The organism is Capnocytophaga sp. oral taxon 335 str. F0486 (genome assembly GCF_000277665.1).
Taxonomy (GTDB): domain Bacteria; phylum Bacteroidota; class Bacteroidia; order Flavobacteriales; family Flavobacteriaceae; genus Capnocytophaga; species Capnocytophaga ochracea.
On the sequence record NZ_AKFR01000012.1, the window covers coordinates 41,286 to 63,267 of the forward strand.

The following is a 21,982-nucleotide window of genomic DNA, read 5'->3' on the forward strand; positions in this document are numbered from 1 at the left end:
TAATACCGAAATACGATGAAAAAGATATATATAATAATCACTATAGTAGCCTTACTATCTATTGCTTGTAGTAAGGACTCTCTTAAACTACAGAATCCTAATGAACCTGGTTTGGAAAATCTTGAAACAGAAGAAGGTATACAGAAATTTGCTTTAGGAGTATATGCTCCAATGAAAGGAGGGGTTAATTATTACGCTTGGTTTGCGCTTACCCTTCATAATTTGATGGGAGATGCCACAACTGCTGTCGCTCTTAATTTTGGATTCTGTTATAGTAACCAAATATTTAGCATTACACGTCCCGATGGCTCTGTTATTAAATCTTCTTTGTTAGGAGGAAAAACTCAAGGAGCTGTGTTGAAACAATTAAATATCAGAGAAAATGGGAATGAAAATGCTTTCAATAATGAATGGATGGCTATGTATGGTGTATTAGGACATTGTAATTTAGCTCTTAAACTCCTTGATAATAATGAGGTGGTCTTTAGAGATAACGCTGAGGTAAAGAAAAAAACCTACCAAGCTTGGTTCTTATGGTGGAAAGCCTTTGCTTACTCTCGTATTGGATCTCTTTATGCAAAGGGAGTGATTACTAATGAATACAATGTGCTTAGCAGTAACTACCAATCACACGAAGCAATAATCACTGAAGCCAATCGTATCTTTGAACAAGCTAAAGCCATTTTAGCAACTATTCCAGAAAACGATACCACATATAGTGCATTGATAGATACTTTTATTCCTTCTCAGTTTAAAGAAGGCAATGGAGGAATTATAACTCCTCAAATGTTTATCCGCAATATCAATACCTATATGGCGCGTAACATTCTAGCAAACAAATACGCTTCAGACCTTACAGCTACTGATTTATCTCAAATAGAAACCTTAGTTAATAATGGTATCCAGCAAGGAGATAAGATTTTTATAATGCGATCTATGACACCTAGCAGTTTGTGTTTTGTAAGTGAAACCGCTTGGACTCCTTATAGGATTCTCGTAGGATGGGAATACCTTTCTGAGCGTTTAGTGCAAGATTTTAAGGCTGGGGATAATCGCTATACCCGAAATGTACTAAGAAGAAGTAGTGCTCTTTTTAACCCTCGAGATCGTGGTTATGGTATAGGTACTCGCTACACTCTTAAAAATGGAGGTGATTACGCAAGTACTAGTGCTGGTGTTGTAGAATTACCTTTTGCAGGTACTTATGAAGAAAACCAATTGATGCTCGCTGAAGTAAAAATCAGAAATAACAATATTGATGGTGGTCTAGCTCACATAGATGCAGTGCGTACTTACCAAAAAGCTGGACTTACAGCTGTGACAGGTACAGGCTTAACCAAGGAACAAGCTCTTGAAGAACTCCGCAAAGAACGCCGTATAGGCTTGTTCCTTAAAGGGACTTCTTTCTATGATGCACGCCGTTGGGGCATTCTCAAACCCGTAGCTCAAGGAGGAGGTCGTACCAATGCCAATGTAGTAGTCGCCGCCGATGGTACTACCGAGGCTTGTACTATAGACTATCAATATTTAGAGTGGTTTGATGTTCCTGCAAGTGAAACTGATTTTAACCCTCTACCCTAAGTAATCAATATTTATCATCAATATACTTGAGGCTGTTTATAAAATTATAAACAGCCTCTTTTGTATTTATATAAGAGTGATCTGATCCTTATAACTTATAATTCCCTCATAAAACTATCTAAAGGTTTTTAAAACTACCAAAGTCACACCTATGTTTATATTGTAATCTGTGAAATCCAGCGACGCAGTTGCCAATTTGTGCCCATCACATTTGTCAATTATCAATTGTCAATTGTCAAATTAAAGACTATCCGTGCAATCCGTGTAATCTGTGCGAGATTTTCAGGCAATTTGTTGCCTATTTGTTTGATTTTTTTAAAGATTTGTAAGGTTTCTGTAGCACAAGCTACACTTTTCTTACATCGGACTCACGTTAATTTATAATTTCCAAATTCTCTCATTTCCTTATTTCCTCATTGTGATATTTGTAACATTCTATTGGTTATTTTGTAACAAAAACACTGTTTTTTTACTGAAATAATTTTGCATAAAAACAGTGCATAATAGGCATTTCTTTGCGTTTTCATCAAAGAAATGCCTATTTTATTGCAAAAAACGCAAAGAAATCGCGTTTTTATGATTTTTTTTCTCATCTATTTTTTTACAAACAAAATGAGTAAATTTGTTAAGGGTAAATTTGGAACTTAACAGAAAACTTTTCTACCTTTGCACCAGTTTATAAAATAATGTTATAGAAGATGAGATTAAACAAAGTATCTTTCGCACTATTTTTAATACTAATAGTGCAAGGCTTCTCGTGGGCGCAGGAACGAGAAGTGACAGGAACAGTACGCGATGCTAGTGGAACTGAAATGATGGGCGTAGCTGTAGTAGTAAAAGGAGAACAACACGGTGTTCAAACCGACTTTAATGGTCGTTATAGCATCAAGGTTGCTCCAGGTAAGACCTTAGAGTTCTCATTCTTAGGAATGAAAACCCAAAATCGCAAAGTTGGTACTTCAGGTCGCATTGATGTAGTAATGCAAGAAGAAGCCCAAGTGATTGACGAGGTAATAGTAACAGGTTATATGCAAACTAAAAAGGATGCAGTCTCTGCCGGGGTAACGACTATTGGATCTGAAAACTTAAGTAAGTTAAATCCGTCTACTTCTGTGGATAATATGCTACAGGGGAAAGCTGTAGGGGTAGATGTTACTGCCTTAAATGGTAAACCAGGACAAACAGCCTATATGAAAGTGCGTGGTGCCGTATCCTTAAATGTAAAAGGAGGAGATAAATCGCAACCATTATATGTAGTAGATGGAGTATTTGTAGATAAAGACGATATGAATATACTAAACCCCAACGATATAGAATCGATGTCAGTATTGAAAGATGCGTCGGCAACTGCTCTCTACGGTTCGCGTGGGGCTAATGGAGTAGTATTGATTACTACCAAGCAAGGGAAAAAAGGACGTACAAAGTTCACCTATACAGCTCGTACAGGCTTTGGAGACAAAGCTCCAGATCCTTTTGAAATGATGAATGCTGAAGAAAAAATACGCTATGAAGAAGCTGTAGACCCAAATACTTATAGAAGAACAGCTGATAAGAAAGAGAGACTCATCAGTTATGACAATGATTGGAAAAAGAATATCTTGAAAACAACCTTTATTACTTCACATATGCTTTCGGCTTCAGGAGCATCAGAAGACACTAATTATTTTATATCAGGTGGTTGGGATAAAAATACAGGTATATTGAAATACTTAGATGGTTTTAATCGCTATACAGCTCGTTTAAATCTCAATACAAAGATGACTGATAAAGTGAAATTTGGTTTTACTTCGAGTTTGTCACAAACTAAAACAGACGAACCTCGTGATAGATATAACCAACAGAACCCCTTTGCGGCAATGTATTGGTACAATCCGTACGAAAATATATATGAAAGAGATGAAAATACAGGTCAGTTTATAAAAGATAAAAAAACAGGAGAGTACGTATATGAGGTGGGATCACAAGTACTATCTATCATAGAAGCTCTTCAAGCACAACCAGAAGAAGTAAAAACAACTCAGCTTTTAGCGAGTGCTTTTGCGAGTTATGATATAACTCCTGCACTTACTTTCACTACACGTTATTCGGCTAACTATAAACGTTACAAAAAAGAGTACTACGTTCAGCCAGGTTCTATATTAGACCAAATAACAGGAAGTAAGACAAACCCTGGATCCAAAGCCGATTCAGGAAGTGATAGGTATAATTATACTTGGCTCAACCAATTCACCTATTTAAAATCATTTGGCAAGCACAATGTTAATGCCACCTTATTCACTGAATATACTGATAATTATTATCACTCTTATTATTTGAATAGTAAAGGATATATGTCTAAGTTCTTAACGACCCAAGATAATGGGGCTAAGCCTGAAGATGTAGAAACTACAAAATCTGAAAGTGCGATGTTCTCAGTTGCGGCTGCTCTAAACTATGATTACAATGAAAAATATAGCCTTACAGGGTCAGTACGTAGAGATGGAGCTTCACGCTTTGGAAAAAACAATCGTTATGGAAACTTCTGGAGTGTAGGAGCTGGTTGGGATATTGCCAAAGAAGAGTTTATGAAAAGTGCCGAATGGCTTAATCGCGCTAAACTAACGGTATCATATGGTACCACTGGTAACTGGGATATTCCTGACTATGCTGCCAAAGGGTATTATCGATCAATTTCTTATGGAGATTTGCCAGCTGCTATATTCAAAAGTAGTATTGCCAATCCTAACCTCACTTGGGAAACACAAAAATCTTTTAATGTGGGAGCAGAATTGGCAGCTTTTAGCAATCGATTGTCAGTAACAGGTAGTTACTTTACCAATACTCGTGAAGACTTCTTGTTTGAAATACCTCACTCTTGGGAAGAAGGAGGCTATACCCAATACGTGAATACAGGTAATATGAAAAATTCAGGTATTGAGCTTTCGGTGAGTGGAGATGTGATAAAAACTCCTAATTTCAAATGGAATCTAGGAGCTAACATTACCTTTATGAGCTATAATATAGAAAGTTTAGGAGATGGCAGAGATGACTTAACTGTCGGTAATTCAAGTATGCTAAAAGTGGGTGAACTACCTTTTGTGTATTATATGAAACGTTATGCAGGAGTAGACCCCGCAAATGGTGATGCACTTTATTACCAAAAACTATACGATAGAAATGGCAATGAAACAGGCGAACTAAAAACAACTAATAATTACAAAGACGCTAGTCAGTTTGTATTGTCAGGAAAAAGTCCTTTTGCAAAACAATTTGGAGGGTTTAACACTTCTTTTGTCTATAAAGGAATAGATTTAAATGCTGATTTTTCATTTAAATTAGGTAACTATATTTACAACCAAGTTGCCCAAGATTTGCTCAGTGATGGGGCTAATGTAAATATGAATCAAAGAAAAGACGCCTTGGATTATTGGAAAAATCCAGGAGATAACAAATTACCACGCTTAGACGCAAGTTTCAATCAATCATCTGATAGATTTTTGCAAGATGGTTCTTATTTGCGATTCAGAACTCTATCACTCGGTTATACTTTCCCTAAAGATGCTGTAAATGGTTTAGGATTGCGTATCTTTGTACAAGGACAAAATTTGTACACTTGGACGAAATTTGAAGGAGACCCTGAAGTGTCCATTGGGGCTGCTGAATCACAATTACGAGCAGGTCAAGAGTTTATTTCAGGTGAAATATATCTATACTCTTACCCTACTTTACGCACTTTCTCAATGGGACTTGACTTAACTTTTTAATCGTATAACTATGAAAAAAATATATAAAAAATTAGGACTTTTATTATCACTTACCATATTATTTATGGCTTGTGATTTAGACCGTGAACCTTATGATGGGATAGAATCAGAAAAACTCTTCTCTACTGTCGAAGGAGCACAAACCGCCTTAAAAGGTGTATATACAAGTTTCCAAAATTATGGCTACTATCACAATAACGGAGGGCTTTTTATATGCCCAGATATCCTTTCGGACAATCTTACCTATAATCCTAAAGGTAGAGGAACTTTTCGTACCTTATACGAGATGCGCTACAATAAAACTGAGAATGGTTATAATCTCTATAAAAGAGGATACCTTCTTGTAAGTAGAGCCAACAACATTTTGGATAATCTCGATAACCTAAAACAGGCTACCGATGCTGTAAAAAATGCTATAAAAGGAGAAGCCTTAGCTCTTCGAGCTATTGGTCATTTTGATGTAGCACGCGTATATTGCAAAATCCCTACACAGTCAGCAGATGCTAAACAAAGTATGGGGATAGCTTACTTGAAGAGTTTTGACCCAGAAAGAAAACCTCGCCGTTATGGGACTACTGTGGATAATACCTATAAGGAAATTATATCCGATTTAGAAACAGCTCTTACCCTAATGGACGATACCAAAAAGGACGGTCAGCTAAATAAAACAGCGGTTAAAGCTATTCTTTCAAGAGTGTATCTCTATTATGGAAACTATCAGAAAGCAAAAGATTATGCTGATGCAGCTATAGCTGATGGTTCATTTAATATTGCTCCTCGTGACCAGTTTGCTAATGTATGGAAAGACGCTTATACTAAAAATGTACTTTTCCGTATTCTTTTTACTGAAAAAGATAGAATACAAATAGGATCTGCCTACGGTCAAAAAACAAATGGACAAAATAAAGCTGAATTTGTTTGTTCCTATGATTTATACCAATTGTATCAGAATACCGATATACGCAAATCAACTACTATTTCTACTGATACCTATGATTCTGGGTTATATAACACAATTTCTAAATATCTTGGTAGAGATGGAGGTAGTGCTAATATAGTAGATGGCAAATACATTCGTATAGAAGAAGTGTATCTCACACGAGCAGAAGCGAATTACAGATTAGGAAATACTGCTCAAGCCTTAACCGACCTCGATGCAGTGAGAGCACAACGCTATTCAGGATTTGTGAGCGGTAATGAATCAGGTACTGCTTTATTAGACGCAATACTATTGGAGCGCCGTTTAGAATTAGCATTTGAAGGCGATCGCTTCTTTACCTTGAAAAGACTTGGGCTCCCTATACAACGGAATGCAACTAAAGGTGCTCTTGCTGATGGTACAGGTACCCCTCCAGCAGCAAGATGGGTAACCCTTCCTGCAGGTGATTATCGTTGGCAATTACCTATCCCTGAAGAAGCATTTAATTCCAACTCTGCTTTAATAAAAAGTGAAGACCAGAACCCTGGTTATTATTAATAGAAATCTAAACTATCATATAATATACATTCGCTGCAATGCCTTTGGCATTGCAGCGAATGTTGTTATAATTTATACTACTTATTTAGCGTTGGCTATAAAACATCACTACTTTATCCCAGCCTATTGCGTTAAAGAAATTAGTTAGTCACTGCTTTACCAAAAGCCATTTAAAAGTTTTTAAAACTACCAAAGTCACGCCTATGTTTGTATTACAATCTGTATAAATCCAGTAACAAAGCTACTAATCCGTGCGCATCACATTTGTCAATTATCAATTATCAATTGTCAATTGAAAGACTATCCGTGTAATCTGTGTGTAGTCTGCGAGCTGGCATAGCAGAGTATGTGTGTATGTGTCTAAAGGTAGCTTGCTACCTATTTGTTTGATTTTTTTAAGATTTATAAAATTTCTGTAGCGTAAGCTACACTTTTCTTACATCGAACTCACGAGTTTAACAATCCGTACAGCTCACACCACGGGGATTTCATTTTCTCATTTTCTAATATACTAATTTTCTCATTCTTCTAATATGCTAATTTTCTAATTCCCTAATCTGCTAATCTGCAAATCACTTTCTTATCGCCAAACTTCTCAGCGAGCCATTGTTGCAATTTTTGGCGATCCACTTCTTTGGCTACCTCTTTGCCTTTTACAGTTTCTTTTTTAGGCGTGTAGAGCATCACCGTAGTGAGAGAAGAGTTGCCTTTTCCCGAAAAATCTGTCAGTTTTCCAAAATAAAAACTCTCAATATTAGGGAACAATACTTTTATTTCTTTAGCAAAAGTAGGGTCGGTATATTTGTATTGCGCCAACTCTTCTTTTAGCTGATTTATCTTTATGTCTTTATTAGAAAGCGACGCCTTGTTTTTGTTGATTTCCGATAGTATCTCTTTGTCAATATCCGACTCTTTTTGTCTGATGATGAGTTCGGTATTATGTAATTTGAAGTTTTTGAGGTTGCTTTGTAGTGTTTTTACTTCTTCATCGGTAAATTTCTTATCTAAAAAAGCCAATTCAATGGTTTTAGGCGAGGCATTGTAGTGTATTTTCTTGTAAATAATGGTATAACCGCTGTTTTCAAACTCGGCAGTGATATAATGAGCTACATTCTCGTGGAATTCCTTCTCTTTCAAAAGGCTATATGCCAAATACAAACTAGGGGTAACAATAAGGATTACCAATGTGGTGATAACAACGCGCAAACGCTTGTTGAGTGCCTCATTACCCGTGTTTTTAGGAGTGTATTTTAGGTATTTGATGATGAGGAAAGTAGCAATCCCAATGAAGAAACAGTTGATGCTATATAGATAGAAAGCTCCTAAAAAAAAACTAATATTGCCCGTAGCCAAGCCAAATCCAGCTGTACAAAGCGGTGGCATCAAAGCAGTAGCAATTGCCACCCCTGGTATAGGGTTCCCTCTGTCTTGACGGGTGAGGGAGATAGCTCCTACCAACCCACCTACAAAGGCGATAAGCACATCGTAAATGGTAGGAGAAGTACGTGCCAAAAGCTCTGACTGTACATCTTTAAACGGACTGATATAGAAGTAGATAAACGATACTATAAGACTCACCACAGTAGCGATGAGCAAACTCTTGCCAGTTTTCTTCAACAGGTCGAAATCGTAAGTAGCAAGCGCAAATCCTGCCCCCACGATAGGTCCCATCAAAGGAGAAATAAGCATCGCCCCAATGATTACAGCAGTAGAATTCACGTTTAACCCAATAGAAGCAATCAGGATAGCACAAGCCAAAATCCATAGATTAGCACCACGAAAAGAGATATTGCTAAGGATATCTTCAATTACTTTTTCCTTTTTCTCTTCCCCCTGATGTAAATTAAAAAGCTTTTTCAAAAAACTCATAATGTAAGATATTAGATGTTAGTTTTTAGTCATTAGTACAAACTACTAATGTTTTTTATGTGAAGTGCAAAGATAAGCATAATTTATCAATTAACCAATATGTCAATTTGTCGATTAGTGGCGCAAAACTATAAGATATTAAATGAAGTAGCAAATGTATTCGTCTGCTATTCAGTTTAATACCTATTATTGTTCGGTGTAGACCCACTGTAGACCCACTGTAGAGCCACTGTAGAGCCACTGTAGAGCCACTGTAGAGCCACTGTAGAGCCACTGTAGAGCCACTGTAGACCCACTGAAGGCTAACATATTAATTAGCACATTTGTAAATTTACTAATTTGCTATTTTTTCTTATCTTTGTACTTTCAAAACTTCTTCTATTATGACAAAGAACAAGAAGATAAATGTATGCATTTTTATTCTCGTTGCCCTCAGTTGTGGCTGGCTAGGCGTATGGGTAGATTCCCTTACGGGGGAAACAGCAGGCGATTTCAGCAATACCAGCAATGGTACTAAAGGAATGGGTATTTTTATAGCTGCCCCAGTGCTGACTTGGCTCGTGTTGCGCGCCTTTATGGGCGATGGTTGGCGCGATGCAGGACTGCGCCCACTTATCAAGAAAAACCTGCGGTGGTATGGGGTGGCTACGCTTATTTATCCTACGGTGATTGCCCTTACCCTGCTTATTGGAGAACTTTTTGGGTGGCTGAAAGTGCAAATCCATTGGACAAACTACTTCGCGGGTTTTGGTATTTTTGTATTAGCGGAATTTGTAAAGAATTTCTTTGAAGAATCGTCGTGGCGGGGGTACCTCACCGCTCGTTTGCTCAGTTTGAAGCTGAAAGATATATGGCTCTACCTCATTGTGGGGGTAGTGTGGTGTTCGTGGCATTGGCCTTACTTTTTCTACTTCATAAAACCCGAACGCCTATTTGCTTTATTTCCTTACGACAAAGTAACCTTTTGCCTGTTGGCATTAGTGAGCTGTACCTTGTGGACGGTAATGTATACCGAGATTTTCCGCCTTACGGGCTCTATCTGGCCTGGGGTGTGGATGCACGCTATTGAGGATACTACCATCTACAGCTTGATGTACGACAAGCATATTTTCATTGAAACGGGTAAAGATATACTCATTTCACCCGTTTCAGGGATTATTCCTTGTCTGTTGTATCTTGGTGTCGGTTTATGGTTACGCAAAATCAGAATTACCAAAGAGAAACAGTAGGAACTTATATACTACACAGGGATTATTATTGCCTGTCGAATCACAACTGCTGTGTGGCTCGCAATTTGCTAATTTAACGTCAGCTCGATATATGCAACATTAATTTGCAATTGTCTTTCTGTTACTATTCCGTGAAAATTCCTCAGCTTTAGTTGAGCAATTCGTGTAATCTGTGTGTAGTCTGCGAGATGGCATAGCAGAGTATGTGTCTAAAGGTAGCTTGCTACCTATTTGTTTGATTTTTTTTAAGATTTGTAAAATTTCTGTAGCGTAAGCTACACTTCTCTTACATCGAACTCACGAGTTTAACAATCCGTACAGCTCGCACGTGCTACGTTAACAGTTAAACAACAAAAAATCCCTTTCTCACAGAGAAAGGGATTTGCTATTATTTATTGTCCTGCATCGCAAACACCGATTTTAGTAGGGGGGTAGTGCGCGCCGCTATGTTCGTGCGTATTTCCTTCTCCTTATCTCCCACCTTCACAAATAACCCATTGATAGCCTGTTGGGTAACGTATTTAGTAAGGTTCGGTTCAACGGGCTTTACCAAAGGTATTTGGTTATACTTATTGATAATGTTCTCCCATACCTTATCGGCACCTACTTCACTAAGCGAGGCTTGCACTTTGGGAGCAAAAGCAGTCTCCAAAGAACTATAAGTGCTGTTTTTTAGGTAGGTAGTCGCTGCGGTATTGTCACCTTTTAAGATGTTCATCGCATCGGTAAAGGTCATATTTCGTATCGCCGATAAAAAGATAGGCTTCGCCTGGCTTACAGCATTTTCAGCTGCTTCGTTTAGTACTTTTAGCCCTTGGTCAGCCAAAGAACCTAACCCCACCGAACGCAAAGTTTTATCTACCTTCTGGAGTTCTTCGGGTAAGAGAATCCGTACTGCTTGGTCTTTAAAATAACCACCGTCTTTGCTCAGCAAATCCACCCCACTACTTACCCCCATTTCAAGGGCTTGTTTGAGTCCGCTGGCTACATTAAATCCGCTACCACCTTGGGTAGTGTTGCCCATAACTTGTTGCAATTCGTCGCAACTGTTCAGAGTAAAAGAGCCCATTGTTAAGAGCCCCAAAAGCATTACTTTTTTCATATATTTGTTTTATTAATTTTTAACTGTCTTTTTCTTATTTCATCTGTATAAGTAGCGTAAATAGTAGCAGAAAATTATTATTTACCTTTTATTTATTGAAAGGTATATACTGAAAATGCTCGCAAAAAGTATCGGGAAGGTAATCACAATGCCTATACCAAAAGAAAGAAAGCCTGCTAACACAAAAACACAACCCAAGAAGGTAATGATAAGGGCAGTGAAAGGTGCGAGCATTATTCTTCTATAACTCTCTCCCATAGCCTTGAAAAGAGGTTTGCTTTCCAAAATAATAATTGGGATAGTGAGTACAAATACTAACGAGATGATAGTGTTAAAGGCAAGTCCTAACGAGTACATTCCTACGGCAGAAAAGCCTACTAATATAAAAGTTTTAAGACACATTTGCAGAATAACGTGGCTTAAAATAGCACTTGTTTCAGGAGCGCGATAATAAGTGAATAGGTTGCCCAAAGTAGCGCGTTCCCCTTGGATTACCGTCGCGTAGTTCTTGTAAATACCTGCTGTAAAAGGGGTAATGATGCCATCTACAAGTAACGAGAAGAACCAAAATTTAATAACAAAACTCCGGCTACTGACTAAAGCGATGAGCTTTTCGGGGTTGCTTTGCAGAGCTATGATATTCTCTAAAGGCATTCCGAAGATAGTAGTAATAAGAGAAGCGTAAACTAAAAACACTACTGTAAATAAAATAAGAGAGCCCAAAAGGTGCACTCCGAAAGTACTTTGGTATAGTTTAAAAGTATTGCGCAATATGTTCAAAAATTTCATAGCAATAGGTTAAAAAGATTGGGTGAGCACAAAATTCCGACGAATGAGCTCTTCGTCCATTCCTGCAGCAAAATGTTCCTTATGGTATTTCAGGAGGTAAATATACCTCACATAACGCCTTACCTTATTATAAAACAGGGCTGTAGGTTCTACTTCCCCTGTGATATAAAGAGGCACTTGCTCAGTATCGATATCCAATTGTTCAATAGAGAAAAGAATGTAATACAAGAAGTCTTCAATGGTTTCATAACTGAACCTATTGAAGTAATACAGTTTTTTACCTCTAAACACTACAAAGTAAAAAGAGCCTACTTCGGCATAGATATACATTACTTCGAAAGCGTGCGAAGAGTAGTGTTTGAGGAACATACGTAGTAGTGAGGTAGCAAAGTGTTGGTAGTCGAACCTACCGTAATAAGAAAGTAGTGCGTTATTTACTATTGTGTTGGGCAAATAAGCATTCACCGTTTCAATAGATATGATTCTATCAATTTCCACGGTATAGGGTTCCGCCTCCGATACATCTATACTGTATTTGAGGTATTCCAGCATTTCGTCTTTTCCGCCGTAAAGAGACTGTGGGATAAAAGCAAAAGAAGGGGTATTGTGTAAAACCTTAATAGTATCGAAATCTTGGCGGAGGTCGTCTTCACTTTGTATCACAAAATAGATTTGCCTATCGATATCTTCTTTGCTCTTATAGCTGAAGTTGATAGGAAAATTATAAATAGCCTCTACACACAGGAGTACAGGGTTAAACACACAAAAAGAAAGTCCATCCAAGTTTATTTGAATGGACAATTCCTTAAAGTACGTTTTAAACTGATTATTGCTTTGCAATTTTTGCGTCATAAGAAGTTGGCCAGTTACCGTTTACAGTAAGCTCTTCGAGTGAACCTACTTTAATATTAGGACCTCTTACATCTTCTACCGATGTTTTTGCAATTTCTTTTTCTACTAAGTCTTCATCAAGACCTTGTAGCACCACTCTCTTAGGCACATACGCTTCAAAAACGGAAGATTTTACATTGTTCTTGTCGGTAATTTCTCCTGTTTTCATTATAAACTGACCAGGAATTTTACCTTTGATAGGAGGTAAATCGCGCAAATGCAAATAACGATTATCGTTTTTAAACAATGAATCTTTTACTGATACGTGTCCCAAAGTATCAATAACTACACCTTGGCGCATTACCGTAATTTTAAAAGTCTCATCGAAAGCATTCCAGCTTGTGTCGCGTTGTGAAGTAATAGTAAATTGTGCAGTTTCGATGAACTTAGTAAGCTCATCAAAATTATCGGCATATTTGCCGTTGAGTCTCAAATAAGCATCTTGCGCTGCACGGATATCTTTTAGTTTCTTAATTACCTCGGTGTAGCGTTCCTCCTTAATTTTTTTGAACTCAATAGGGCCTGTGATAGACCTGTAAATTAGGTAGCAAAATACTAAACCTAATGCCCAAAATGCAATAGTTACAATTTTTTTCATCGTTTTAATTCTATAAATTAATAATAACTTTCTTGACTGGTATTGCGCAAAACTACAATCTTTTTTTGAAACAAAAAAATTATTTTAACTTTTTTTTATAATTTTGCTCTCAGAACTGTTTTTATTATGAACGAAAAAGCCTTTTTTAGTGCCCTTATTAGTGCCTTTAAACACGAGCCTACTCCTTCGCAAGATGTTGCTTTACAAAAGATTACAGAATATCTATTCTCGGTGAATGCTTCTGATAAACTTTTTTTACTAAAAGGTTTTGCTGGAACTGGAAAAACTTCTATCACCAACTGTCTTATCCGTACTTTACCGCTCATAAACCACCAATCGGTGTTATTAGCACCTACCGGTAGGGCAGCCAAAGTGATGACCTATTTCACCCAAAGGCAGGCTTTCACTATTCACAAATATATTTATTACTCCAAAGCTGATGGTACTGATGTATCCTTCAAACTGCGTGCCAATAAGCTCCAAAATACTTTATTTATAGTAGATGAGGCTTCGATGATTGCTGATAAAGACTATCAACTCTTTGAGCGCCCTTCATTATTAAACGACTTAATGCGCTTTGTGTATTCTGGGAAAAACTGCAAACTATTACTTATAGGCGATACTGCGCAATTGCCTCCTGTTAATACCCTCGAAAGTCCTGCACTGAATATTCCTTATTTAGAATATCAGTTTCAAAAAGAAGTACTCACGGTTACGCTTACTGAGGTGGTACGCCAGCGACGGAAGTCGGGGATATTGCACAATGCTACCCGTTTGCGCAAACATATCTTTTCTTCGCTTGCTGAAAAACAGTTCGCTTTTAAGATAAATCATCACCCTGATATAATACGACTTACTGACGGGGCTGAAATACAAGACGCTATTAGTGAGGCGTATGACGATTATGGCTCAGAAGAAACTACGGTGATAGTGCGCTCCAACAAGCGTGCGGTGGCTTGGAACAACCAAATACGCAGGGTGATTTTAGACGTTGAAGACGAAATAGCTGCCGGAGACTTGCTAATGGTGGTTAAGAATAATTACTTTTGGTGTAAGGATAATTCGCAAGTGAGTTTTATTGCCAATGGTGATACTATAGAGGTATTACAACTTTATGACTTTACAGAAGCCTATGGTTTCCGCTTTGCTGAGGTATCGGCTCAGCTTATTGATTATCCCGAAATGCCTCCGTTTGATACGGTTATATTATTAGACACCTTAAACAGTGAAGCTCCTGCCTTATCACCGGCTCAAAGCAATCAACTTTATGAAGAAGTACTCGCTGATTACGCTGATGAACCTACGGCTTATAAAAGATATCAGAAAGTGAAAGAAAACCCTTATTTCAATGCTTTGCAGGTGAAGTTTTCGTATGCGATAACTTGCCATAAGAGTCAAGGAGGGCAATGGGACGCCGTGTTTGTGGAGAAACCTTACTTACCTGATGACACCATAGATGAAGGTTACTTGCGATGGCTTTATACGGCTATCACTCGTGCTAAAGAAAGGGTGTACTTGGTAGGGTTTAAAGACGAGGATTTTGGCTGAGAATTAAGAGTTGAAGAAAGATGAGTTTTTTGAGTGACTTCAACTTTGGCAATAATTAGTTTCTTACTCTTCCAAAAGGAGCAAGAGCTAATGCCTGAGCTAACGAAAGGCAAGTGCTGAACATCAGTCCGCCCCAGAAGCCGTGTACTACAAAGCCACCTACTAATTTGCTTGCCAGGAGCACAATTACAGTGTTGATGATAAATAAAAAGAGCCCAAAAGTCATAAAGGTAATAGGGAAGGCAATGAACTCTAATATAGGGCGTACAATACCATTGAGAAGTGAGAGCACAAAGGCTACCACGAGGGCTGTAAAGAAGTTCTCGATATGAGCACCTACATTTAGGTAGCCCAATACAAAAACAAGGGTTGCAGAGATGAATAAGCTTATAAAGTATCGCATAAGAAATGTATGGTTTTATTGTAAAATTCAGTAGGGTTTTGAGCGTGTAACCAGTGCCCTGCCTTGCTCACTGTATCGATAATAGCGTGCGGAAAGTGAGTGCGAATAAGGGCTTCGTCTTCGGGCATCACATACTCAGAATACTCTCCTTTTAAGAAGAGTGTTTTACCTTCGAACACATTGCTATCGGGGAGTTCAGCACCTATCTCGCTTTCATTCTCAATTAAAGCAGGGAGATTCAGGCGCAAGCCCAATCGGTCTTTGGTTTCCCAATAAAGGTTTTTAAGTAGGAACTGTCGCACCCCTATATCGCTTACATAAGCCGAAAGAGCTTTATCGGCTTCGGTACGTGAATGTATCACATCGAAATTTAAGGACGCTAAACCTTGTAAACAAGCTCCGTGATGCTCAGGAAAGAATTTAGGCGACATATCAGCAACGATGAGAGAAAGCACTCTATCGGGGTGTTCGGTAGCGAAAAGCATTGCTGTTTTGCCTCCCATAGAATGCCCCATCAGGTGAAAGACTTTTAATCCGTGAGCGTCAGCATATGCAAGCAAATCTTGTGCCATTAGAGGATAGCTGAAATCGGGGCTGTGAAAACTACGACCGTGATTGCGTTGGTCTACTAAATGTACTTGAAAGCCCGCTTCGGCATATTTGAGCCCCAAAGTACGCCAGTTATCTGACATACCCAAAAAGCCGTGCAGGATAATGAAGGGAGTGCCTTCGCCTATAATTTGAGAATGTAACATCATAGTTATTTAGTAAGATAATTTAAAAGTTGTTAGGGACTTTCCACTCTTCTATAATTCCTTTTTCAATAGCTTTTTGCACTAATGATTTTGCTACTGCGGGATACCAAGAGCCTGCCTCAGGATCGCCATTGGCACAAGTACCATCGGATAAGCCAGGATGTTTAATCCACAAATAAGCGTCGGCGTGAGGAGCAGAGGTTTTGGTGGTAGGGCGTACTCCTAAAGCGGCGTTAAAATTGTTACAACTGTAATAATAAGCCTTATTGGTTTGTTTAGGGCTATCGATACCATTGCGGGAGGTGTCTATCACGTAGTATTTTGTGCCTAAGTTTTTCTTTTGGAGCGTTTGTACGAACTCTTCGCTCCACTTTTCAGCCCGAGGAGTCCCTCTATGGTCGGCGACGTTCGTAACAAAGCCACGCATATACCGGATACCGCCATCTATTACCGCTTGAGCAGCTTCTTCTTGTTTGAGTTCTGTTCCGCCAATATGCAAATACAACAACGCATTTGGGTTGTTATCAGCAAAAGTTTTTCCTACATAAGTGAGGAGTTCAGCGCGTTCTTTGTATTTTGCATCGTTGTATTTCCAGCCTTTCTTTAAACAAAAGTTATGGGCATCGGGTTCTACAATCACTATTATAGGGGTTTTGCCAATAATAGCACTGGTGCGATTTATCCACGCTTTATAAGAAGCAGCCGTTTTATGACCTCCGGTTGAATACGAACCACAATCTCTATAAGGAATGCCGTAGAGTGTGATGATAGGTGTTTTTTGTTGTGCCTTTGCGCCTTCGATGAGGCGTTTTAAGGTACTATCGTCGAAGGCTTCTACGCCTTCGAACCATTCAGCTGTGGGAGTGGCAGCTATTTGGTAATAGAGTTTCTTTATGTAAGGGTCTTTTTCTTGCTTAGTCATTTCATAAGCCTTAGTTTCAGTAAAGAGAAAGAAAGGCTTGGAATAAGCTAATAAAGAACTGTCTCCTTTTTTAGGTTCTTCCTTTTTGGAGTTTTCTTTTTGCGGAATCTCCTCAGTATTATTATGCTTATCACAAGAGATGATTGCGAAGCATATCGCAATGATGAGATAGGGATATGTAAGGAAAATGAGTTTTTTCATTGGATAATATAATTAATGATTAATGGTTAATGGTTAATGATTAATGGTTAATGATTAATGGTTAATGGTTGTTTGATGATTCTTCGGTTGAGGTTCATCACATACTCAGCTGTGAGCTTTCGCTGGCTTCCTCCAAAGAGGGAATTAATGTAGGACTCTTATCTGAAAGCGAATGTAGGTAATAGGTTTGTTTTGCTCCAAATAGAACTGCTCATAAAAGGTTTTTATTTCGGTTACTTCTTCGGGTACACCGTCGCTGTTATAGATGTTGTGATTGGCATAGAGTACTTTATGCCCTGCTCCGTGTAACAATCCCAGCGTATAGCCGTGCATAAACTCACTATCGGTTTTTAGGTGGATATAACCCTCAGGTGCAAGGATATGCTGATACCGCGTTAGAAAATCGGCGTTTGTAAGGCGGTGCTTGGTGCGCTTGTATTTGATTTGAGGGTCGGGGAAGGTAATCCATATTTCGCTTACTTCCTGAGGGGCAAAACAACATTCGATGAGTTCTATTTGGGTGCGCAAGAAGGCTACATTGGTAATATTTTCGTCAGTAGCAGTTTTAGCACCTCGCCAAAAGCGTGCTCCTTTGATATCGATACCTATAAAATTCTTCTGAGGGTAGCGTTTGGCTAAGCCCACTGAGTATTCGCCTTTACCACAACCCAATTCTAAGACAATAGGGTGATTGTTCTTAAAAAAGAGTTCGTTCCACCGACCTTTATAGGCAAAAGCACCGTTAAGGAGCTCTTCGCGTGAAGGTTGGATTACATTGGCAAAGGTTTTATTTTCTTCAAAGCGTTTGAGTTTGTTTTTGCTTCCCATAGATTGAGTGAATAGAGAAAAGTTACGCGATTACGCGTATGGTGTTCTTTACTTGTTCGGCTATTTGGCGTGCTTTGTTGATATTTGGGTTTACAATGGTTACGTGTCCCATTTTCCTAAAAGGGCGTGTTTCTTTTTTGCCGTAGATATGGGGGGTTACGCCTTCCATTGCCATTATCTGTTCGATGTTTTCATACACTACCTTTCCTTGATAGCCTTCTGCTCCTACAAGATTCACCATTACGCCTGCGACCTTACTTTCGGTACTTCCTAAGGGCAGGTTTAAGATAGCGCGCAGGTGTTGCTCAAACTGATTGGTATAAGCTGCCTCGATACTGTAATGTCCTGAGTTATGTGGGCGAGGAGCGACTTCGTTTACCAAAATCTCATCGTTTTCTGTTTGAAAGAGCTCGACGGCTAAGAGTCCTACTACTTCAAAAGCTTGGGCTACTTGTATTGCAATAGTACGAGCTTTTTGAGCGACAGCCTCTTCAATACGCGCAGGACAGAGCACATACTCCACCTGATTGGCTTCGGGGTGGAACTCCATTTCTACCACAGGGTAGGTGCGCACCTGACCCTTTGCATTACGGGCTACGATTACTGCCAATTCCTTTTTGAAAGGCACTAAGCTTTCGGCAATGCACTGGTCGTTAGGTAAAAGATTTAGGTCGGTGAGCTGGCGGACAATTTTCACGCCATTACCGTCGTACCCGAAGCGTGCTGACTTCCACACGAAAGGCAAAGAGAGCTGTTGCTCATTGATTGCCTTTTTCAGACTTTCGGTATTTTGAAAGACTTGAAAAGGAGCGGTAGGGATACTGTGAGTGGCATAAAACTGTTTTTGAGTGGCTTTATTTTGGATATTCTTGATAGTTTGAGGGCTGGGATATACTTTTACCCCTTCGGTTTGTAGTTTCTCTAAGGCTTCTACGTTTACGTTTTCGATTTCGATGGTGAGTACTTCTACGTCTTTACCAAAGTTATACACGGTATTGAAATCGGTAAGGTTGCCTTGCACAAAGGTATTGCAGGCAATGCGACAAGGAGCATCGGGGGAGGGGTCGAGCACCTTGGTGGTGATATCGAACTTGCGGGTTTCGGTAAGGAGCATCTTGCCTAACTGACCTCCGCCAAGGATTCCGAGTGTAAAATCGGAAGAGAAATAATGGGGCATATTGCTTTAATGATTAATGGTTAGTGGTTAATGGTTAATGAGGAGGCAAAGGTACGAAATTATTTTTTAATGCCAAAAAATGCCAATAATGCCAATAATACTGATTAATGCCAACAATGCCAAAAAAACTAAATAATGCAAGAGGGGTAACTTATTGGAGTTTTCGGAAGATATCGAAAGGTATTAGGATAATATAGGAAAATACCGAGATGAAAGAAAACTATGAAAAAAGTGTACTTAGCTTATAGAAAGCTTATAGGAAGCTTATACGAATCTTGGACGATTGGTATAGAAATGCTATATAGATGGTTTATTTTCAATGGGTTATGAATTGTTAAAATTGTATAAAACATTTTGTCGTTTTTATACTTAGCAGTTATTTTATTATCTTTGCGCCAAAAGTTATTTTTTTTCTTATGACAACCTCAGAATTAACTATTGATGAGTGGTATATGCGTAGGTGCATTCAGTTGGCTTATAATGGCTTAGGAAGTACCTATCCGAACCCTATGGTAGGTAGTGTTATCGTATACGAAGGGCGTATCATAGGGGAGGGGTGGCACCAGAAAGCGGGTGAGGCACACGCTGAGGTACGGGCGATTACCTCGGTAAAGGATAAGAGTCTGCTACCGAAAAGTACGATTTACGTGAGTTTAGAGCCCTGTAGCCATTTTGGGAAAACGCCTCCGTGTGCTGACCTTATCATTACTCACGAGATAGGGCGAGTGGTGATTGGCACTACCGACCCTTTTGCGAAAGTGCACGGCAAAGGGATTGAAAAACTGCGCAATGCAGGGTGTGAGGTGACAGTGGGGGTGTGTGAAGCTGAATGTAGGGAACTGAACAAGCGGTTTTTTACTTTTCACGAAAAACATCGCCCTTATATTATTCTAAAATGGGCTGAAACCCGCGATGGGTTTATCGCTCCCCTGCATAAAGAGGAGGTTGCTCCGCACTGGATTAGCGACGTTTATGCGCGCCAGACAGCGCACCAAATGCGCACTGAGGAACAAGGTATAGTGGTGGGAGTAGGAACGGTATTGGCGGATAATCCTTCGTTGGACAGCCGTAGCTGGTATGGGCGCAACCCTGTGAGGATAATAATTGACCCGAAGTTACGCAGTCCGAAGGAATTTGCGGTATGGAACGACCGTACGACTACTTTGTTTTTCACTGAAAAGACGGTTGTTCCCGAGATGATACACACTGATTTTTTCACAATAGATTTTAAGGATAAACCTTTGGAACAAATTTGTGCTAAACTGTATGAAATGAATTTGCAAAGTATGATTGTGGAAGGAGGGGCTTATACACTACAACAGTTTATCGACGAAGGTTTATGGGACGAAGCCGTTATATTTACGGGGGATATTTGCTTTGGAGAAGGGGTGAAAGCGCCTATTTTCAAGTAAAAGGTGCGAGCCGCACAGGCAGGTTTGAGCCACACGGGCGATTCTAGCACGACGGGCAGAGTGAGCTGTATGAGTAGGTAAAAGGTGCGAGCCACACAGGCGTAAAAGGAAAGGTAAAGTCAGCGAGGGCTCACAGTTGGGTATGTGAGTAAAAGGTAAAAAGAGGTAGAAATTGCCGGAATTACTAAAAAACGGTGAAAGAAGGCTTGGGGTATATCGAATAAATGTTAAAAAGGGGTTGTTTTTAGGAGAAAAAGTGCTTTATGGCAAGATTTTTGATAGTAGAATTAGTATAAATATGATGTAAACAAGTGTGTCTTGCAGTGTTTTAGCACAATAGTTATTTTATAAGGAGTCTAACACGGGACACATATTAAAAGTAGCGTATAAGTCTTTGGATTGGAAAGACTCGCACGGATTTTAGAAAGTACGAGCATTACAAACATAGATAATCTTCAAAATAATTATATACAATGAAAAGAGTTATTTTATTACTTTCGGCAGTTGGCTTATTCACAGCTTGTGATAAAGGCGACGATTTACCACCTTCAGATCCTATCTATTTTGCAGATAAGATAGTGGAGACGACCCTACCTGCACAAGGTACCCAAACACAAACTACTGAGCAACTTTTTGAGTATGTACAAAATGTATTAGGATTGGTACGCAAACACACAATAAAAGTGATAGATGGCACCGGTAGAACTGTGGAAAAAGTGTACGAGACTTCGTATGACGGGACTTTTCCTATCAAAACGGTTTACACAGAAGGCAATGTGAAAAAAGAGGAAGTTGTGTATGATAAGTATAGCAGTGAAAGAGGACGCTTGCTTAAGAAAACAACTACTGTGGTAGGCAAAGAGAGTTTGCCAACCGTAGATGAGTATGAGTATGATGGTGGCAGGTTAAAAAAACATACTAAAAGTGAAAAGTTATCGGCTAATGTAACTAAGTATACAGTGGTAGTCTACAATCGTGAAGTACTCAATGAGATAAAAGCTGTAACAAGCGAATACACTGAAACGAGTGGAGTGAAGAGTACCGCTACTACTACTGCTACAGATACTTATGTGTTGAACTACAACGAAACGGTAAGAGAACACACTCACACGGCAGGTAATAAAACTTCGGTAACAACCTACCAGTATGATGGTAGAACTAATCCTTGGTTTTTGCATTTGTCTTATAGAGCTACTCACCCCGAAGTGTTCTTAAATGAACAATACGCCAGAAATAACATTACCAAGAAAACGGTAAAGGATTCTGGTGCAACAGGACGTAGTTACGAGCAAGAAACCACTTATAGTTACTTTAAAACTGAATACCCTCTTAAAGCTACTGTAAAGGAAAACGGCAAAGAAGTAAAAACAATAGAATTCACATATTAGTTAGAGACTTTTACATTGTATTTGTGTTTGAAATTTCTTTCAGAAAAAGCTCCTATAAGAGGAGCTTTT

At 39.0% G+C, this 21,982-nt stretch carries 18 protein-coding genes; 7 read left to right on the forward strand and 11 right to left on the reverse strand.

Features of this window, described 5'->3' with window-relative positions:
• Window positions 1–15: 15 nt before the first annotated feature.
• The 3 genes from HMPREF1320_RS02050 (at window position 16) to HMPREF1320_RS02060 (ending at window position 6,801) form a co-directional block, all read left to right on the forward strand.
• On the forward strand, window positions 16–1,581 hold the full coding sequence (locus tag HMPREF1320_RS02050; RefSeq protein ID WP_009417246.1) for a RagB/SusD family nutrient uptake outer membrane protein: 1,566 nt from the start codon (window positions 16–18) through the stop codon (window positions 1,579–1,581).
• Window positions 1,582–2,279: 698 nt separating this feature from the next.
• Window positions 2,280–5,324 (forward strand): SusC/RagA family TonB-linked outer membrane protein, encoded by a 3,045-nt coding sequence (locus HMPREF1320_RS02055; RefSeq protein ID WP_034553885.1) that lies wholly within the window; start codon window positions 2,280–2,282, stop codon window positions 5,322–5,324.
• A gap of 10 nt (window positions 5,325–5,334) precedes the next feature.
• Window positions 5,335–6,801, forward strand: a complete 1,467-nt coding sequence (locus tag HMPREF1320_RS02060) for a RagB/SusD family nutrient uptake outer membrane protein (protein WP_009417287.1) — start codon at window positions 5,335–5,337, stop codon at window positions 6,799–6,801.
• 552 nt (window positions 6,802–7,353) lie between these two features.
• Here HMPREF1320_RS02060 and HMPREF1320_RS02065 read toward each other — a convergent pair.
• Window positions 7,354–8,670 (reverse strand): DUF389 domain-containing protein, encoded by a 1,317-nt coding sequence (locus HMPREF1320_RS02065; RefSeq protein ID WP_009417254.1) that lies wholly within the window; start codon window positions 8,668–8,670, stop codon window positions 7,354–7,356.
• A 186-nt stretch (window positions 8,671–8,856) separates the two neighbouring features.
• On the reverse strand, window positions 8,857–8,979 hold the full coding sequence (locus tag HMPREF1320_RS11735; RefSeq protein WP_255347464.1) for a hypothetical protein: 123 nt from the start codon (window positions 8,977–8,979) through the stop codon (window positions 8,857–8,859).
• A 74-nt stretch (window positions 8,980–9,053) separates the two neighbouring features.
• On the opposite strand from HMPREF1320_RS11735, the gene HMPREF1320_RS02070 reads away from it, so the two are divergent.
• A complete protein-coding gene (locus HMPREF1320_RS02070) occupies window positions 9,054–9,899 on the forward strand; it encodes a CPBP family intramembrane glutamic endopeptidase (RefSeq protein ID WP_009417309.1) in 846 nt (281 codons plus the stop codon).
• 388 nt (window positions 9,900–10,287) lie between these two features.
• Here HMPREF1320_RS02070 and HMPREF1320_RS02075 read toward each other — a convergent pair whose 3' ends face one another.
• The 4 genes from HMPREF1320_RS02075 to HMPREF1320_RS02090 all read right to left on the reverse strand — a co-directional run bounded on the left by HMPREF1320_RS02075 (window position 10,288) and on the right by HMPREF1320_RS02090 (window position 13,279).
• The gene (locus HMPREF1320_RS02075) at window positions 10,288–11,001 is read right to left on the reverse strand and encodes a DUF4197 domain-containing protein (RefSeq protein WP_002673868.1); all 714 of its coding nucleotides are present in this window, start codon (window positions 10,999–11,001) and stop codon (window positions 10,288–10,290) included.
• An 81-nt stretch (window positions 11,002–11,082) separates the two neighbouring features.
• Window positions 11,083–11,790 carry a hypothetical protein gene (locus HMPREF1320_RS02080; protein WP_009417257.1) on the reverse strand — a complete coding sequence of 236 codons (708 nt, stop codon included), beginning with the start codon at window positions 11,788–11,790 and terminating at the stop codon, window positions 11,083–11,085.
• A gap of 9 nt (window positions 11,791–11,799) precedes the next feature.
• Window positions 11,800–12,642 carry a DUF3822 family protein gene (locus HMPREF1320_RS02085; protein ID WP_051018406.1) on the reverse strand — a complete coding sequence of 281 codons (843 nt, stop codon included), beginning with the start codon at window positions 12,640–12,642 and terminating at the stop codon, window positions 11,800–11,802.
• Window positions 12,617–13,279: a hypothetical protein gene (locus HMPREF1320_RS02090; RefSeq protein ID WP_002673865.1), complete on the reverse strand. Its 663-nt coding sequence runs from the start codon at window positions 13,277–13,279 to the stop codon at window positions 12,617–12,619. The genes HMPREF1320_RS02085 and HMPREF1320_RS02090 overlap by 26 nt, the downstream gene beginning before the upstream one ends.
• Before the next feature lie 126 nt (window positions 13,280–13,405).
• On the opposite strand from HMPREF1320_RS02090, the gene HMPREF1320_RS02095 reads away from it, so the two are divergent.
• Entirely contained in the window at window positions 13,406–14,827 is a 1,422-nt protein-coding gene (locus HMPREF1320_RS02095) for an ATP-dependent RecD-like DNA helicase (RefSeq protein WP_009417250.1), read from the forward strand.
• A gap of 55 nt (window positions 14,828–14,882) precedes the next feature.
• On the opposite strand, the gene HMPREF1320_RS02100 is transcribed toward HMPREF1320_RS02095, so the two are convergent.
• The 5 genes from HMPREF1320_RS02100 to HMPREF1320_RS02120 all read right to left on the reverse strand — a co-directional run bounded on the left by HMPREF1320_RS02100 (window position 14,883) and on the right by HMPREF1320_RS02120 (window position 19,113).
• On the reverse strand, window positions 14,883–15,230 hold the full coding sequence (locus HMPREF1320_RS02100) for a phage holin family protein (protein WP_002673862.1): 348 nt from the start codon (window positions 15,228–15,230) through the stop codon (window positions 14,883–14,885).
• Window positions 15,215–15,985, reverse strand: a complete 771-nt coding sequence (locus tag HMPREF1320_RS02105; protein WP_009417256.1) for an alpha/beta fold hydrolase — start codon at window positions 15,983–15,985, stop codon at window positions 15,215–15,217. The genes HMPREF1320_RS02100 and HMPREF1320_RS02105 overlap by 16 nt, the downstream gene beginning before the upstream one ends.
• Before the next feature lie 22 nt (window positions 15,986–16,007).
• Window positions 16,008–17,108 (reverse strand): glycoside hydrolase family 6 protein, encoded by a 1,101-nt coding sequence (locus HMPREF1320_RS02110; RefSeq protein WP_009417268.1) that lies wholly within the window; start codon window positions 17,106–17,108, stop codon window positions 16,008–16,010.
• A 144-nt stretch (window positions 17,109–17,252) separates the two neighbouring features.
• A complete protein-coding gene (trmB, locus tag HMPREF1320_RS02115; protein ID WP_009417270.1) occupies window positions 17,253–17,936 on the reverse strand; it encodes a tRNA (guanosine(46)-N7)-methyltransferase TrmB in 684 nt (227 codons plus the stop codon).
• 22 nt (window positions 17,937–17,958) lie between these two features.
• Window positions 17,959–19,113, reverse strand: coding sequence for a 5-(carboxyamino)imidazole ribonucleotide synthase (locus HMPREF1320_RS02120; protein WP_009417261.1), 1,155 nt, complete (start codon window positions 19,111–19,113; stop codon window positions 17,959–17,961).
• Between the two features lie 416 nt (window positions 19,114–19,529).
• On the opposite strand from HMPREF1320_RS02120, the gene ribD reads away from it, so the two are divergent.
• Both ribD and HMPREF1320_RS02130 read left to right on the forward strand, forming a co-directional pair.
• The gene (gene ribD / locus HMPREF1320_RS02125) at window positions 19,530–20,525 is read left to right on the forward strand and encodes a bifunctional diaminohydroxyphosphoribosylaminopyrimidine deaminase/5-amino-6-(5-phosphoribosylamino)uracil reductase RibD (protein ID WP_009417306.1); all 996 of its coding nucleotides are present in this window, start codon (window positions 19,530–19,532) and stop codon (window positions 20,523–20,525) included.
• 473 nt (window positions 20,526–20,998) lie between these two features.
• The gene (locus tag HMPREF1320_RS02130; RefSeq protein ID WP_009417273.1) at window positions 20,999–21,913 is read left to right on the forward strand and encodes a hypothetical protein; all 915 of its coding nucleotides are present in this window, start codon (window positions 20,999–21,001) and stop codon (window positions 21,911–21,913) included.
• The last annotated feature ends 69 nt before the right edge of the window (window positions 21,914–21,982 follow it).